Genomic DNA, 17,050 nt, shown 5'->3' with positions numbered 1-17,050 from the left:
GCAAAAGCTTATTTATGGAATATTCTGTACGAGATCTGTTACGATTAAAATGTATTTTCTGGTATAATACCAAAATTAGAACTATTCGTTACGCTTACGCATAACGCTGTCGCCAGCGTTCCGCTGGTGATGATTTCTGCTGGCTTCTAGCCCACATGAAACAAGTAATACCAAATCTCTTGAACGCTCTTCCATAACAGAAAAATAGTTTTACCGGTTGCACAAACCTCACTGGTCTTTAAGACCAGTGAGGTTTGTGCAATGGCAATAGCCCCCGATGCTTCATCTCAGCCCATTTTTGTTGTAAAACGGGTAAAATTTACAAATACAAAAGCCTGCACGAGGCAGGCTTTCATATAAAGACAGAAGAATCTTAAACTTAATAAGCTCTTACTTCTTTCCGTTCCATAAAGTTCATAAAAGCGCGGTTTACCACTTTGTTGCCACCCGGGGTTGGGTAATTGCCGGTAAAATACCAGTCGCCGGTATGATTGGGGCAAGCTTTGTGCAGATTATCGATGGTTTGGTAAATAACTTCTACCTCGGCGTTTACTTCTGGCGCTTTTACAATTTCGCTTATTTTGGCCGAAATCTGTTCCGGTGTAAATAAATCGAATAATTCTTTTACAAAGTTGGTGCGCTTAAATATATCCCGGTCGGCATTGGCCCGGCACTTATCATAAATTTCGTCCAGTTTGTAATCCCAGCCATTATCTTCCAGCAAGTGCAGCATAGCCCGGAAAGCCACAAATTCTTTCAACCGCGACATATCAATGCCATAGCAATCAGGATAACGAATTTGCGGGGCGCAGGAAACCACAATAATTTTCTTCGGCTCCAGGCGGTCGAGCATCCGGATAATGCTTTTCTCCAGGGTAGTACCGCGCACAATAGAATCATCTATCATTACAATGGTATCTACGCCTTTTTTAATTACCTCGTACGTGGTATCATATACGTGCGCCACCAGGTCATCGCGGTTATCGTTATCGGTAATAAAGGTGCGCATCTTGGCATCTTTGATTACCAGTTTTTCAGCCCGGGGCTTTAAGGCCAATATTCTTTCCAGCTCTTCTTCCGATTCTATTCCGGCCTGAATGGCTTCGCGCCGGTAATCGCGGAGATGGTCTTCAATCCCCTTCATCAACCCTAACCAGGCGGTTTCGGCCGTATTCGGAATATAAGAGAAGATGGTATTTTTTAAATCGTAATCAACGGCTTTTAATATTTGGTCGCAGAGGAGGCGACCCATGTTTTTCCGCTCGTTGTATATTTCGGGGTCATTGCCACGCGAGAAGTAAATGCGTTCGAAACTGCAGGAAGTTTTCTCGGCTTCGGGTAATATTTCGAGTTCGCGCGAACCGCCATTTTTGTTAATAATTAACGCGTGGCCCGGGGTAATTTCTTTAATCTGGTCGTACTCTACGCCAAAAGCCGTTTTAATGGCCGGCTTTTCAGAAGCTACTACTACCACTTCTTCATCAATATAATAGTAGGCCGGACGAATACCGTGTGGGTCGCGGACCACAAAAGAAGCCCCGTAACCCGTTAAACCAGCCATGGCGTAACCGCCATCAAAATCTTTACAGGCCCGCCGCAGAACGCGTTGCAGATTCAGGTTATCTTCTATTAATTGGGTAATTTGAATGTTGGTGTAGTAAGACTTTTTGTAATGTTCAAATAAGTCCTGGTTTTCTTCGTCGAGGAAGTGGCCTATTTTTTCGAGTACTGTTACGGTATCGCTGGTGTGGCGCGGGTGCTGACCAATTTCCATTAGCGCTTGGAATAGATCATCGGCGTTGGTCATGTTAAAGTTACCAGCCACCGCCAGGCTCCGGCTCCGCCAGTTATTTTCCCGCACAAACGGATGGCAATTATCGATGCTATTGATGCCGTGGGTACCGTAACGCAAGTGCCCCAGGTAAACATCGCCTAAAAAAGGCATGTTCCGCTGCAGCCAGTCTACGTCCTGTACTTGCTCCGGAAATTTCTTTTTTAATTTATTATAAGTATCCGATACCTGCCCGAAAATATCGGCAATAGCCCGGTTTTTAACGGAGCGATACCGCGAAATATATTCGGTACCGGGTTGGGCATGAATTTTTATACTGGCAACCCCCGCCCCATCCTGGCCACGGTTGTGTTGTTTCTCCATTAACAGGTACAGCTTGTTGATGCCGTACATAGCGGTGCCGTATTTCTCGGCGTAATATTGAATGGGCTTCCGGAGCCGGATCAGCGCAATGCCGCATTCATGTTTTATTGCGTCACTCATAATATTATATAGAATAAAGAACAACCTGCCGTATCAGTTCTGTCAGCCAGGCCGGCTGAAAGAAAAATAAAAGCAAGGGAAAAGAAATAAAGGCTAAAACAATATCTTCTCTTCCCAGCACAACCTTTTTTTCCGGGTTTAAATTCCTTTTGAAAAACAAGAAATAAGGAATCCGGATATAATAGAAAAAAGCTACCCCAGTAAGCAGCAACCCAACCAGTAAAAGGGTAAGTAAGAGTTGGTTACCGGTGGCACTATAGTTTTGCCAGATATTGGTAAAAAGCAATAATTTACTCGTAAACCCGGCCGTAGGTGGCAAACCGGTTAGGGAAATCAGAATAATAATGGCCAGTACTCCCAACAAAGGATAAGTTTTACCTTGTCCGGCCAAACCTTTGATGTCGAATATTTGCAGCCGCTCTTCAAAAACCTGCACAAGTAAAAATATGCCGAAGTTCATAAAGAGCAACACCGAAAGGTAAAACAAAACAGCTTCGATGGAATTAGTTGCCAGCGCAGCCAAAGCGGCCAGTAAAAAACCAGCATGTGCCACCGAGGAATAAGCCAACAGGCGCCGGGCCCTTGATTGCCAAAGCGCGGTAAAATTACCAATTACCAGGCTTAATAAAGAAATACCACCTACTAATAGCATTACGTCATCTTGCAGGGTTGTGGCTAAATTATTTTTTATTTGCAGTAAAAACCTGATAATCACGACAAAACCGGCAATTTTAGGAGCCGTGGCAAAAAAAGCTACAATGGGTGCAGGCGCGCCTTCGTATACATCGGGTGCCCAGAAATGGAAAGGAGCGGCGGCAATTTTAAACAGAAAACCGGCAAAGGTTAACAGGAAAATAACCAGAAAAAAAGGACTATCGAGGCGGCTGAGGTTGGCCCAGAAAGCAGTATCCAGGAAACTAAGCGAGCCGCCAAAACCGTACAGGAAAGACATGCCGTAAAGCATGACGCCGGAAGCCAGGGTGCCGTACAAAATATATTTTAGGCCGGACTCCATGGCATCTTGCTGCTTTTTAATGGCAGTAGTTAATAAATACGAAGCTATTGAAACCAATTCTAAAGCCACAAACAGCATGAGCAAGTTTACCGATTTTGCCATTAAATTTAAGCCCGCCAGTAAAACCAGGATGTAAGCATAATATTCGCCGCGGCCGGAAAACTTTACTTGCAAGTGCTTGCTTAACACCGACAAAACAATGGTGAGAATACCCGCCACCGAAAACAAAAGGCCGGCGTAAAGTGCCAGCCCGTCGGTAATTAGTAATCCGGAAAAAAAGATCTTAGCCTGCTTCCCCTGAATATTATTAAGAAAATAAATCTGGCTGATTAGGGAAATAAGAATACCCGTTAATGCCACCCAGGGCAAAGAAGCTTTAATTAGTTTGGATTTAAATAAATCCAGGGCCACGATAAGCAGGAAAAATAAAACAAGCATTAGCTCTGGCCCTAAAAAGGCAAAGCTGCCAAGAATTTCGGTTAAGGAAGTTATTAACGATTGCGCCGTAATATTCACGGGTGCAAAGTTACAATATTACTCTTAAATCCGAACGACTTTATTATTACCGGTTTTGTAAAACCGACTGCAAAAAATAGTTTATATCGGGGCTTATCTTATTTAAAAGCAACGATGGAAACAAGCCAAATATTAATACCAATATCGCCAATGGCACCAGCATTAAATATTCCCGTTTGGTCAAGTCGGTCATTACGGGTTCGCCTTTTAACTCCGGGTGCACCCAGTGTTTGCCAAAAAACATGCGCTGCAAGGCCCACAAATAATAAGCAGCGCCTAACAACAAGCCCCCCGTAGCTACAATGGCCAGCCAGCGGGGCAGCATACCCGAAACCGCCGAAGAAGAAAATGCCCCCAGCAATACCAATAATTCGGCAATAAAGCCGGAGAAACCTGGCAAGCCCAACGAAGCAAAAAATGCAACTACCACTAAGGCAGTGAAGGCCGGCATCGAAAAAGCCAATCCCCGGAAATTATCAATCATGCGGCTGCCCGAGCGGTCGTAAATTACGCCGGTAATAATAAAAAGCATGGCCGATATTAACCCGTGGCTAAACATCTGGTACATGGCCCCATTAGTACCTTCGGAAGTGAGCGAAGCCAACCCCAGCAGCACAAAACCCATGTGTGAAACGGAAGAATACGCAATCAGCTTTTTTAAATCAGCCATAGCCAGCGCACACATAGCCCCGTAAATAATAGAAAGCACGCCCACAATTCCTACAAAGTAAGCATAGTAAGCCGCCGCTTCCGGAAAGACGGGGTACACAATCCGGAACAAACCGTAGCCCCCCACTTTCAACAGTAAACTAGCCAGCAACACCGAAATAGGCGTAGGCGCTTCTACGTGGGCATCGGGCAACCAGGTATGGACTGGCACTACCGGTAATTTAATGGCAAAACCAATAAATAACAATATAAAAGCCAGTAGCCGCACCGGGTAACCCCACAGTTGCTTCTCCGACAAAATATTTAAAATACTATCCGGAATAAAATTGGCAGCCTGCTGCATATCCTGAATAGAAAAAGTATGAACAATGCTTGAACCAGTCAGGGTACCCGCAGCAACTTGCCGCTGCACCTCGGCCACAACTTCTGCCGAAACAACTTGGGAAGCCGGAGTCAAACCAGCCCTTACCGCAGTGGCCGCCGGATCAAACGCCGAGGTATACAAGCCAATCATCACGATCAGGATAAGCAAAGAACCAATCAGCGTGTAAATAAAAAATTTAATGGCGGCATATTCGCGCCGCGGACCTCCCCAAATACCAATCAGGAAATACATGGGCAGGAGCATGAACTCGAAAAACAAGTAAAACAGAAAAAAGTCGAGGGCCAGGAAACAACCCATCACGCTGGCTACCAACAGCAAATACAAGGCAAAGTAGCCTTTTATGTTTTTCGAAATGGTCCAGGATGAGATTACGCCGATTACACTTATTAAACCGGTTAACAATACCATACTCAGGCTGATGCCATCTACCCCAATAAAATATTGAATTTGGAGCAGCCCCAGACTTTGCAGGTTTAGGCTAATCCAGTTTAGTTTTTGCACAAACTGGTAACCTTGTACGGTGGCCGATGCATCAAAAGCAGTATATAACCAAACCGATAATATTAATTGTAAGCCGGTAGCCAGTAACGCCACCAGCTTTATGCCTTGCGTAAAATGTTTTGGTAAGCACAGGATAATGAGTACCGCCAGTAAGGGAATAAAAATAAGGCTGCTTAGAATATAATCCATTTCTCCAGTTGCGCACGCCGGAATATAATCCGGTATTTAGAATGCAAGTATATATAAAAACAATAATATCAGGCCCAAAAGCGAAAAGATATAGTAAGACTGTACCTTTCCGTTTTGCATAAAACGCCCCAATTTACCGGTAACTCCGGCCACTTTAACCAACAGGTGCACTGTACCATCTACCAGCCACCGATCGACCCAGCCGATTAATTTGGCCAGTACCACCATTATTTTGGCAAAAGTATTCAGGCTGTAATCAATAAAATTTTTGTCGAAAGCGGCTGCCCCACCCGAAAGCCGCATGAAAGGATTGATGATTACTTTCTCGTAAAAAGCATCTAAGTAAAAGTGGCGATAAGCTAAGCGGCTAAATCCGGAAGTTGGAGCCGTAATGGTACTTAAACCACCAGCCGCAACCGCTTTTTTATAACTGAGCCACCCCAGCCAAATACCGACAACAGCTAATAGAATTGAAAGAATTGCCGTAGCCAGAGAAATATAGGAAGCTTCGTGTAAATACGTAGTTATGGCCGGCAACAAACCACCCGACAAGCCCGGCTGCTCCATCAAAAGTTTTTGCCAGCTTACCCCTTGCATTACCCAACTGCCCGCATAGTTAAAAGGGTTTAAAGAGAAGAAAAAGGCCAGCGACAAAACCGCCAAAATAGCAACTGGTACTAGCAACAGTCCGGAAGCTTCGGCCGTTTTGTTTTCCCGCAATAATTCCGGTTCCTTGTATAATTTGCTTTCGCCGAAGAAAATATAAAAGCAATGTTTCGCCATGTAAAACCCGGTGAGCAGTACCGAACCAAATGCAAAAACCGGAATTACATAATAAAGCAAATTGCCGTTTTGGCTTTTAAAACCAGCCCAGCCCCAGGCACCCGTTAAAATAGCATCTTTCGATAAAAAACCGGAAAACAACGGTAAACCAACCAAAGCGGCCGCCGCCGGAATATAAGCGTAGAACGTAAAGGGTAATATTTTGCGAAAGCCGCCCATGTTGCGGATATCCTGCACATCGGAATGTTCATCTGAAAATTCGTGCGCCGCGTGGTGCATGGCATGAATTACAATACCGGCATTTAAAAACAGCGAAGCTTTAAAAAAGGCGTGCGTTACCAGGTGCAGCAAAGAAGCATCGTGCGCCCCAACGCCCATGCCCATTACCATATAGCCTAACTGCGAAATAGTAGAGAAAGCCAATATTTTTTTAATATCGTATTGCGCTGTAGCCGCCAATGCACCCAATAAAGCCGTTAAACCACCAATAATGGCAATTACCAGTAAAGCATCTTCGGTAAAAAAAGGAAAGCACCTTGATAATAAATATACCCCAGCAGCCACCATGGTAGCCGCGTGAATGAGCGAAGAAACCGGCGTGGGCCCTTCCATGGCATCGGGCAACCAAACCTGCAACGGAAACTGAGCCGACTTACCAACGCACCCGCAGAAAATACCTAGTCCGGCTAAAGTTAGCCAGGTGTAGCTTAAAGTAATCGCATCAGCCTGGCCGGTTATAGCCGGGAATAAGAAATTATTGCCTTGGTTTACCCCGCTGGCAATGGCATTTTTTAATAGGATTAAATCGAAAGTATGGAAATAAGTATAAAGCAGAAATATTCCGAACAGGAAACCAATATCGCCGACCCGGTTGAACAGAAAAGCTTTTTTGCCGGCCAGCACGGCTGCATCTTTTTCGTACCAGAAACCAATGAGCAGGTACGACGAAAAACCTACCAGTTCCCAGAATATAAACAGCAGCAACAAATTATCTGACAGAACAATACCCAGCATGCTAAAGGTAAATATTCCCAAATAACCAAAGTAGTGATGATACCGCCATTCGCCGTGCATGTAAATAACCGAAAACACCTGCACCAGCAACGAAATAAACGTAACGATTACCAGCATCAGCACCGCCAGGTTATCGAGGTAAACGCCGGTAGTAAAAGAAATAATGCTGGTATTGCCGGTTGCCAGTTGAAACCAGGGCCAAGTAACGTGCACCGCTTGTTTCTCCCAAACCTGAAAAAATAAATACAGCGATAAGAAGAAAGCTAAACCGGTAGCCGCAATCGCCAGCCAATCGCCTTGCCGGGTTAATTTTTTACCGAATAATAACAACAGCCCGCCCGCTATTAGTGGTAACACCAAAACCAGCAGCGCCCATAAGGCCAGGCTATTTTGTTCGGGTGTAAGTAATGGAGCAGCTACTTGGTTCAAAATTATTTAAGTGGTTAAACGTCGGTTTCGTGCCGGATTTGGTCCAGGTTAACGGTTTTAAAATAACTGTATACTTTTAAAATAATAGCCAATGCCACCGCCGATTCGGCAGCTGCAATTACCATCACAAACACCGAAAAAACCTGCCCTTGCATCAGGTCGGGTTGGTGCCGGTTAAAAGCTACCAGATTCAGGTTGGCCGCATTAAATATTAGTTCGATGCCCATTAATACCACAATGGCGTGCCGCTTGGTAATAACTGCCAGAATGCCTAGGCAGAAAAGCACGGCACCCAATAACAAAACAGGTATCAGCGGAATATTATTCATGTTTATCTTCGGTACTAATATAGGCAGCCCCCATTAAAGCAATGAGTAAAATCAGGGATGCCACTTCAAACGGCAGGGCAAAGTTAGTAATCAGGCGGATACCAATGGCAATAATGCTGCTTTTTGTATTTGCCGGGGCGGCATCCGCCACGGTAATGCCTTCGGGCAATAAATAATCGGCCGATAATATTAAGTAAGCTAAACCGCCAAATATAGCGCTCGCTACCAAGCCACCACTTATACCATTCACCGATTCGGACTGCACAGCTCTCCCCTGCACCTGGTTACTCAGCATTACTCCAAATAATATTAGCACCAGCACCCCGCCAACGTAAACCATGAGTTGGGTAATGGCTACAAAATCAGCAAAAAGCAAGATAAAAATAGCAGCCAGCGAAAGCAGCGTTACCAGCAAACCAAAAGCCGCGTACAGCACATTTTTTGTGGCAAGCATAAAAGCCGCGGAAGCGATGGCCAGGAAACCAAAAACATAAAAAAAGATGAGAACTAGGCTCATTTATATTGGTAAATATTTCTAATAATTAATTCAAATCTAATAAGCAATTCTAACTTTATTGCCAGTAGCTAATTTTAATCTTCTTGCTTGCTTTCACCTCGTCGGCTGGGCCTTACTTTTGTCCTTGATGAGATTAACCCTTCCGCCCTACAGGCACCTTCCCTTAATAAGGGAAGGAGTTGCAAAAGAATCAAGACGATTTAAACTCGCTGACCGCTTGGACAGTAAATCGTCGTTTATGCACCCGCTACTGCTACTCTTTTGCGGGGTAATCATCAAATATTGCCTTTATCTCTTGTAGCTTCTTGCTTGGCCCGGAGGGCGGCGGCTTTGGCTTCGGTGATTTCGGCTTGCTGCTGCTCGTATTTTTGTCTTTTTTCCTGGGCTTGCTCCGGCGACAAATCAGTAAAGTGGTAAATCATGTTTTTTATATCGGTCTCTGGGAAATCGTACACCTTGGTCATGGTTAAGCAATCGGTGGGGCAAACGGTGGTACACAAACCGCAATAGCAGCACTTGGCCAAATCAATATTAAAAACGGCAGCGTGTAGTCTTTTTTTGGTACCATCGGAAGTGATGCCAATATCTTCGGTAGCCTTAATAGACTCTATTTCGATGCAGTTAACCGGGCAAATTTTGGCGCAAAGGTCGCATACAATGCAGTCGTCAATTTCGTTGTGCAAGCGGTAACGGCCTACTTCCGGCACCGGCAGGGACTCGTACGGGTAGGTTAAAGTTACTAGACCTTCGGGTTGCTTAAAATAATTGGGGTCGCTTACGTAGGTTGGTTCCCGGCGCTTGTTTGCCCGGAAAAAGTGCTGCAGGGTTAGCTGCATACCTTTCAGGAGGGCTCCCACCACCGAAAAAAAGCTGTTATTATATCTGCTTGAAATATATTCTTTCATGTATTAAATCATCCATAAACGCCACAATCCGGCCAGCAATACCAAGACCAGCATAATCGGCGTAAAAACCTTCCAGCACAGGTGCATCAGTTGGTCTACGCGTAAACGCGGGTAAGTCCACCTAATCCAGATTTGGGTGTAAAGCAATAAAACGGTTTTTGCCAGTAACCAGAAAGCTCCCCACAAATGGCCGGTCAGCGCACCCGGTGTGCCGGTAGTCCAGGTAGCTAATTGTACGCTGCCAATATTTGGGAGTGGCGTATTCCAACTGCCTAAAAACAAAACCACGGCCACCAAACTTACTAGCACCATCATCGAATATTCGGCAAGGAAAAGGGCCGCAAACCGAAACCCTGAATATTCTACGTGGAAACCCGCTACCAACTCCGATTCGGCTTCCGGAATATCAAAAGGGGCACGGTTACATTCGGCCAGCGACGAAATAAAATAAATAATAAAGGCAATAAACAAAAACGGCATCCGGACAATATTCCAGGTGGTAATGCCACCCACGTGCGTTACATCCAGGTCCAGCGCTTTCAGGCCAAATAAATAATTAACTTCATTTTCCAGCCCAGCAAACTGGTTCATTAAAATGCCCTGCTGAAAACTTATTTCCTGCAAATCGAGGCTCTGGCAAATCATCACCACGCTCAGCACTGCTAAACCCGCCGGAATTTCGTACGATACAATTTGCCCGACTGAGCGCATGGCTCCGAGTACGGCATATTTATTATTAGAACCCCAGCCAGCCATCAGCAAACCAATTACATCGAGCGAAATAATGGCTAAGAGGTAAAATACGCCCAGGTAAGCGCCCGAGGCAATAGCCGAAGGCGTAATTGGGATAACGGCGAAACCGGCCAGCACCGCCGCGAACATCACAATAGGTGCTAGCGCAAAAAGCCGTTTATCAGCCGCCGACGGAATAATATCTTCTTTCTGCAGCAGTTTTACCACATCCATCACCGATTGCAGTATGCCGTGCGGCCCGGTCTCCGTAGGCCCCACCCGGTCCTGGATAAAGGCCGCCACCTTGCGTTCGGCGTAGGCCGTTACAATTACCAACAACAGTAAGAATACAATGCAAAGGATTAATGCCAGCATAATAATCCGAAATGGTGGGGCAAAGTTATTTCATTTGCATGAATAAAATAGAATAAGTCTTAATAATCTTACCCCAAAGACCATATTCTTTAAAGGCAAAAGAATATTTATTGTTATTCTTCCAACAAATGTGCTAAAAACTGCGACGTATTGTTAATGATACCGGGTGCTCGTCGGTACCCAATGGCACATCCTTCGCCGGCCCAGAAAACGCCCGTCTGGTACAAATTACCGGCTTCGTCTTTCGGGAAATTACAATAACGCTGGTAAATTTTGGGCTGGTCAGCAAATTCGCCTTCGGTCCGGATAACAGATTCGCCGCTCTGAATGACTTCTACGTTCTGGCCTTCGCGGCCGTAAAAAGGTTTGGTAACGTAATGGCCGCCTAAGCGGCCAAAGGAGGTTTCGAGCAGTAGCGGATGATACGGAAAGTTTTGCCATAGCCAAGCCAACATACCTTTGCTTTGTAAGATTAAGGTATATGCTGGGTTGGCGATTACGACATTGCGGGTGCGAAGTAAAATATCTAAGTCTTTAATCAGTTCCGGTTCTTCCCAGGCCAGTTGCTCCCAGGGCAATAATTTATATACAAAAGAAAAACGCTGCCATTCGTCGGTGCTGGTTTGGGCCCAAATACCGCGGTCTTCGCCAAAGGCGGTAAAAGTTACTTCTTCTATAGCACAAAGGTGCGTATTGAACCCTGCTTCCTGGGCTGCCTGGGCCAAAACTTCGCAATTGGTATAATCTTCGGCACTGGCACCAATGTAAGTTATCAGCAAGGCCGGTTCCAGATCATTGTTTTTTTCTAGCCATCGCTGGAATTGAGCCACCAAAGCCTCGTACAAACCGGAGACCTGCGAAGCATCATTTTTACCAGCCGCTGCTAAACTGGCCCATTGTACCACGGCTGTCTCCGGAATGCCGGTTGCCGTATCGGCATTAAATTCTATCAGTTTAGGACCTTCAGCAGTTTGGGCTAAGTCGAAGCGGCCGTATAAATGCCAGTGCCGGTCATCGTTCCAGGAATGCCGCACTAGGCCCCATAGGTTTTCCGGTATCGCTAATTGGCGTAAAAAATCGTCGGGTAAATCGTCGGGCACAGCACCCACCATCATTTCGTAAAGCTCATCGGCAGCCCGTAATAAATCATCGGCTTGAGCTTGGGGCAATACTACTGCTTCGCCGGGCAAATAATTGCTGCATTCATCTTCGAGTACCCAATTCCAACCCAACCCATGTAAAGCCGAAGAAATATCGCCGCCGTGGCTTACCAGTTTTATTTTGTTATTCCAGTTAGTGGGTTGAATATTTTTATCCGCAGAATAGATAGCCACTTGTTTTAATTTTTAGGTTTAAAATGCCTGACGAGAAATATTAGCTTTAGTTGAGGTCAAAAGCTGTTTATGGTTATCATCAAATGTAAAAGCTATAAAAAACCCGGCAAATTTCTAAACAGCCGGGTTTATTAGTAAAAGTATCTTGATGGTTGAAATTTTCTATCGTATAAAAATATTCAAATGAAGAAAACAACAGCCAGGTAATTCTTACGAATAAAAACCACCGCTGCGGCCGGAGAAAACACCGGAACGGCCGGCCGGAGCTGCTGTGCGGCGGCTGGTACTGGTACCTGTGCCGTAAGTAGCGCCGCGGCTCCGTTGCTGCGAAATATCGTTGCGCCAGGCGCTGGTGCGATTCATAACGTTGGGGTTAGCATAGTAGCGGGGGTTCGGCGACATCATGCGGCCAGCCATGTACCCAATACTACTCCACATGAGCACATCCATCATTCCAAAGCCATTGGTGTTGGTAGGGTGTACCGAGGCGTACTGTTGCATCTGTTGTTGCAAGGCCTCCCCTTTCAGGGTGTCTACTTGGCCATCGTAGTGCCGGACAATTGCGGCCACTTCGCCGGCACCAGCCGGGCGCTCATCGGTTATCTGCCATTTATCGGGGCTTACTTCGGTTAATTCGGTAATTACACCTTTGGTATTAGTTTGCCCCCCCGACCAATCAGCGGTAGCGCCCTGTTCGGTTTGGTTACTATTATCACAAGCGGTTAGGCCTAAACAAGAAGCCGTGGCCATTATCAGCACATTGCGTTTCCAGTCGCCAACCCGTAAATATTTTCTTTTCATAATTTAAAGTCGGTTAATTGCAGCCCAGAGCTGCGGTGTATTAAAAATACAACGTTTATTTAAACGTAATATTTAGGTTTTTGATGGATTTCCCAGCTTTTAATGGCAATATATTCCAACCACTTACACTGTAAGTCGGATATAATGATTTTTTAACTGCGCTGAGGCTACTCCCACAACGGGTAATGCTCCAGATGAACTTCGCGGCCAAAGAAAATGCGGGTAGAAGCCTCAAAAGACCGGGTAAAATCCGATACGTAAAAAGTATGGTCTTTCGTCAAGGCTTCGGCCGCCAGGTTTTCCTTTTCCAGAAAAGCTTTTACGTGTTGCGCCACAATCTGCGAAGCATCCACAATATCTACCCGGCCCTGGTAAAAATTGCTAATCTGGTTTTTAATTAGCGGATAGTGGGTACAACCCAGAATAAGCGCCTGAATATTTTGCAGCGAAGCATCCGAAAGATAAGCCTGAATAATGCTCTCGCTGATGTTATTATTGAAAAAACCTTCCTCTATCATGGCGGCCAACAACGGGGTAGCTACCGAGTGCAATGTAATATTTTGGTTCAGGTCGTCTATTTTTTTGCGGTACACATTAGAGTTTACCGTTTGTTTGGTGCCAATCAGGCCAATGGTTTGGTTGGGGTAATGCTCGCCCACGTACGCAATAACTGGGTCAATTACATTTAGCGCTTTAGCTTTGCTGCCTACGTATTCGCGCACCAAATCGTAAGCAGCCGCCGACGCCGAGTTACAGGCAATTAAAATAACCTTGCATTTCTGCCGCACCAATAAATCACAAATTTTAACCGCGTAAGCCTGAATGGCGGCCGTCGATTTATCGCCGTAAGGCAAATGAGCCGTATCGCCAAAGTATAATATTTGTTCGTTAGGCAATAATTCGGTTATAGCATGGGCCACCGTAAGGCCGCCAATACCACTGTCGAATATGCCAATTGGTTGTTTTTTGCGTTCTGTTTCTGACATTTTCTGCACTTCTGAGGGGCAAAGTTAAGAGAATAAATATTGGTTTTTAGCTTATCCGTAGTTTTACTAACGGTATTTTTACTGATTGATTTTTTATAATTAATCTAATGACAATATTCGTTATTTAAGTATTTATCAGCTAGTTAATTATAACAAATTTTATAATTAAACCCTAACCATTTGAACAACGCGGGCGTATAAGCCCATACAGTAAGTTTATTACTGCTAACTAAAAAAGGAGATTATAATATGAGATTTATTTCAACAAGGGTCCATGGGATAATGGATTATCTGATGGGCATTTTACTGATAGCTTCCCCTTGGATTTTTAATTTTGACAACGGTGGCGCCGAAACATGGGTACCGGTTATAGTTGGTATTGTAATGCTGTTACAAGCCATTATGACCGATTATGAAATGGGTATGATTAAAACCATTTCGATGCGTACGCACTTAACCATGGATTTACTGGCTGGTCTTTTCCTGGCCGCCTCACCCTGGATTTTCGGATTTAGCGATACCGTTTGGGCACCGCACGTAATTTTAGGTCTGATGGAAGTTGCTGCTTCTTTAATGACCCGTACCGTACCAACGTATGCACACTCTAGAAACCCGGTTAGCAATGCCGTTAACGACATTACCGGTAATCATCATAACCGCTTATAATACTATATTTTTTTATTACAAACAGACAAACAACTTTTATTAAAATAAAAAGGCCGGATTATCCGGCCTTTTTATTTTCCTGTAATTAGGAATTAACTTAGTGCTACAACGCGTAGGTAGAAACACAATTTTTATTTGCCTATTCAACTTATACCTTACGCTTACAGGCTAATTATTCCTGATTCATTTGTTCAGTATCTGATTGAAGACTATCTTCTTCTTTAGCTTCAACCAACTCAATTTTTATTCCGTTGTCGTTGTCTTTTCTTTTATTTGGTGAAAGCGGCACTGGGCCAGCCATACCTATTCCAATTGAGGCCAGCACCATTAGCACCACCATCACCGACAACTTCAATATTCTTTTGAAGTTTTTCATATGTATACAAATAGGAATAAGCCGCTACTACTTAAGCAGCAACTAAAATTCAATTATTTAATATATAATAACTTGTTTTCGTAAAGCTAAAATGAAAACGCTCTATAAGTCTTTACAGCCCATAGCTATCATTCAAAAGAAACTATATAGCAGGCAGCCAAATAGTTTCCTTCTAAATGCTAGGAGTGGATTACTCAAACTTCCATTTTTTGGCTTTTCGAAAAAACAGCAGGTAGATTAATTGAGGAAGGTATTTATCCCAAAGAAGAATAGGGCAACTCTTCGGTTAATTTTGGTGGGAAAGTTTTTATGCAGGAAAACTTAACTGGTGGGGTAAACGACCAGGCCTGTTTTAACAGCCAGTCCATTTGGGTTCTAATAAGGTAACTGAAAATAATTAATGCATTCCTGAATTCAGTTCTGCTGAAAACAACAATTTTGCTTTTAGCATGAAAAAAATAGGCGGATTGGTAGGAAACAGTTCGTTTGGCTTGCGGCCTGATTGTACCTACCCACTCAATTTTTGTCTCGGGCAAGTGTTTTATGCCCGAACTACCAGCATATACCGAAAAAGCAAAAACATTCAAAAATAGAACTATATACAAAAGCCCTGTTTTGAATTTCTTTGCCTGGATACTACTTGCCGTTTTCACAAAATAAATATTAGCGTTGTCCTGCTTTTCTTCTGAACCTGATATTACAAAATAATTTTTAAGATATACGTAATCATGGCAATATTTCAGCGGAAAGTAACCTGATTATCAACTATTTTCAGAAATACTTACGCTAACTTACCAATTTTAAAGATTTCATTTATGCTCCACACTGGCTTCAAACGGAGAAGCCGGCAATTGCTCTTTATTATATAGGTTAGCTCCTTTAGGATTATCTGCCCAGGCATACCGTACGGATACCGGATTAGCAATGCCCTCCTGCCACACGATTACCTGATTGCCCTTTATTTCGGCTTTGGCCCACGCAAACTTTTTATCTTCACCGGCAACCGCAAAATGCTTTAGTTCTTTATTATTCAAGGCTACTAAGCCGCTGCCGGTATGCGCAAACGATATTATAAGTTTATTCCCCTCGCGTTTTACCGATTTAAATATTGGACCAGATGGTATTACTTTTTTGTCGTTGTAAGCTAAATTCATTGCTTGTAAAGCCAGGCGTTTACCCACGGTTTGCTTATTAAGCGGGTGAATATCGTTCCATTCGCCAGCATCTATGGTTACGGCCAAACCGGTATTCGGAACGGCCAGGGTGTTAAATTGGGCTTGCCGTAAAGTTGCCCAGTTACTTTCGGTTGGTTCATCTTTGGTTTCCATAAAGTTGGCCAACTGCACCATAATAAAAGGGAAATTCCCTTGGTTCCATTGCGTCCGCCAATCCTGAATTAGAGTTTTCATCAAGGCCGCATACTCCCCCGGCTTATCCGCGTTCGATTCGCCTTGGTACCAGATTACGCCTTTTATGCTATAATTTAGGAGTGGCGCTATCATGGCATTAAATAATCCGGTTGGCTTCCATCGCACGGTTGTCTGCCCCGGCATTGGCTCCATTTTGGATCCTAATTTATATTTCCAAGGGCCGGTTAAATCAAGCGAGTCCTGGCCTAGCACAAGTTTATAAGGCTTATCCGGTACAAAGCCGCCCTTCCCCGACTGATTGATTACCCGAACGGCAACTATATTTTTACCTTCTTTTATTAGCGTGTTGGGCAATGCATATTTCCGGGGCGGATACTGGTAACTGGTTGTTCCCACAAAAACACCGTTTATAAAAACCGAATCGGCATCTACAATTCTACCGAGCAACAGTTTAGCCGGTTTGCCCACCAACGTTTTAGGCACATTTACTTCTTTCCGGAACCACACCGAGCCATTTACCGCAACTAATTTTTCATCGGCCCAGTACCCCGGAATATTCATCTGGCTCCAGTTTGCATCATTTACCGCAGCCCCCGACCATTTTTGCTTTACACCCACATCGGTCTGGTTCAACAGCGTGTGCCAACTGTTATTTGCTTTGCGGTTACTTTCTTCTATTTGGGCAATCAGTTTATCGTCTTTAAACTTCTGGGCTTCCTGGTATTGCGCCGGGAAACTTTCCAGGGCGCTTTCACTAATCCAAGCTTCGGCCGGCGAACCACCCAAAGCCGAATTAATTAAGCCGATCGGAATTTTGTATTTGTTATACAAATCGTTGGCGAAAAAGTAAGCTACCGCCGAAAACTTATAAATATCTTTGGCA

General features: G+C 44.3%; 14 protein-coding genes. 1 reads left to right on the top strand and 13 read right to left on the bottom strand.

The annotated features are described in order from the left end of the window. Positions 1 to 379 precede the first annotated feature (379 nt). From AAE02nite_RS24905 to murI, 11 genes are all read right to left on the bottom strand, one after another. Complete coding sequence (locus tag AAE02nite_RS24905) at positions 380 to 2,275, bottom strand: amidophosphoribosyltransferase (RefSeq protein WP_146905110.1); 1,896 nt, start codon at positions 2,273 to 2,275, stop codon at positions 380 to 382. A 4-nt stretch (positions 2,276 to 2,279) separates the two neighbouring features. Continuing rightward, a complete protein-coding gene (locus tag AAE02nite_RS24900) occupies positions 2,280 to 3,728 on the bottom strand; it encodes an NADH-quinone oxidoreductase subunit N (RefSeq protein WP_146905107.1) in 1,449 nt (482 codons plus the stop codon). A gap of 124 nt (positions 3,729 to 3,852) precedes the next feature. Next, positions 3,853 to 5,550 carry a complex I subunit 4 family protein gene (locus AAE02nite_RS24895; protein ID WP_146905104.1) on the bottom strand — a complete coding sequence of 566 codons (1,698 nt, stop codon included), beginning with the start codon at positions 5,548 to 5,550 and terminating at the stop codon, positions 3,853 to 3,855. A 36-nt stretch (positions 5,551 to 5,586) separates the two neighbouring features. Then, the gene (locus AAE02nite_RS24890) at positions 5,587 to 7,776 is read right to left on the bottom strand and encodes an NADH-quinone oxidoreductase subunit 5 family protein (protein ID WP_246151245.1); all 2,190 of its coding nucleotides are present in this window, start codon (positions 7,774 to 7,776) and stop codon (positions 5,587 to 5,589) included. 14 nt (positions 7,777 to 7,790) lie between these two features. After that, a complete protein-coding gene (gene nuoK / locus AAE02nite_RS24885; protein ID WP_146905101.1) occupies positions 7,791 to 8,105 on the bottom strand; it encodes an NADH-quinone oxidoreductase subunit NuoK in 315 nt (104 codons plus the stop codon). Then, positions 8,098 to 8,622, bottom strand: a complete 525-nt coding sequence (locus tag AAE02nite_RS24880; RefSeq protein ID WP_146905097.1) for an NADH-quinone oxidoreductase subunit J family protein — start codon at positions 8,620 to 8,622, stop codon at positions 8,098 to 8,100. Before AAE02nite_RS24880 ends, nuoK begins: the two co-directional genes overlap by 8 nt. A gap of 275 nt (positions 8,623 to 8,897) precedes the next feature. Beyond that, complete coding sequence (locus AAE02nite_RS24875; RefSeq protein WP_146905093.1) at positions 8,898 to 9,527, bottom strand: 4Fe-4S binding protein; 630 nt, start codon at positions 9,525 to 9,527, stop codon at positions 8,898 to 8,900. Between the two features lie 3 nt (positions 9,528 to 9,530). Further along, on the bottom strand, positions 9,531 to 10,634 hold the full coding sequence (locus AAE02nite_RS24870; RefSeq protein ID WP_146905090.1) for a complex I subunit 1/NuoH family protein: 1,104 nt from the start codon (positions 10,632 to 10,634) through the stop codon (positions 9,531 to 9,533). A gap of 113 nt (positions 10,635 to 10,747) precedes the next feature. Then, positions 10,748 to 11,968, bottom strand: coding sequence for a glutathionylspermidine synthase family protein (locus AAE02nite_RS24865; protein ID WP_246151244.1), 1,221 nt, complete (start codon positions 11,966 to 11,968; stop codon positions 10,748 to 10,750). Between the two features lie 210 nt (positions 11,969 to 12,178). After that, positions 12,179 to 12,769 carry a Cj0371 family chemotaxis-regulating polar lipoprotein gene (locus tag AAE02nite_RS24860; RefSeq protein WP_146905087.1) on the bottom strand — a complete coding sequence of 197 codons (591 nt, stop codon included), beginning with the start codon at positions 12,767 to 12,769 and terminating at the stop codon, positions 12,179 to 12,181. A 167-nt stretch (positions 12,770 to 12,936) separates the two neighbouring features. Further along, on the bottom strand, positions 12,937 to 13,755 hold the full coding sequence (gene murI, locus AAE02nite_RS24855; protein ID WP_146905084.1) for a glutamate racemase: 819 nt from the start codon (positions 13,753 to 13,755) through the stop codon (positions 12,937 to 12,939). Between the two features lie 249 nt (positions 13,756 to 14,004). Between murI and AAE02nite_RS24850 the strand changes: the two genes are divergently transcribed. After that, complete coding sequence (locus AAE02nite_RS24850; protein WP_146905081.1) at positions 14,005 to 14,421, top strand: SPW repeat protein; 417 nt, start codon at positions 14,005 to 14,007, stop codon at positions 14,419 to 14,421. A gap of 172 nt (positions 14,422 to 14,593) precedes the next feature. Here the strand turns inward: AAE02nite_RS24850 and AAE02nite_RS24845 are convergent, their stop codons facing one another. Next, complete coding sequence (locus AAE02nite_RS24845) at positions 14,594 to 14,797, bottom strand: hypothetical protein (RefSeq protein ID WP_146905078.1); 204 nt, start codon at positions 14,795 to 14,797, stop codon at positions 14,594 to 14,596. An 809-nt stretch (positions 14,798 to 15,606) separates the two neighbouring features. Beyond that, a partial coding sequence (locus AAE02nite_RS24840; RefSeq protein ID WP_146905075.1) for a sialate O-acetylesterase occupies positions 15,607 to 17,050 on the bottom strand: 1,444 nt, incomplete at its 5' end.

It is taken from the genome of Adhaeribacter aerolatus (genome assembly GCF_007991635.1).
GTDB classification, from domain to species: domain Bacteria; phylum Bacteroidota; class Bacteroidia; order Cytophagales; family Hymenobacteraceae; genus Adhaeribacter; species Adhaeribacter aerolatus.
Note: the sequence above shows the minus strand (reverse complement) of the source record. Positions and strands in the feature narration are given on the sequence as shown.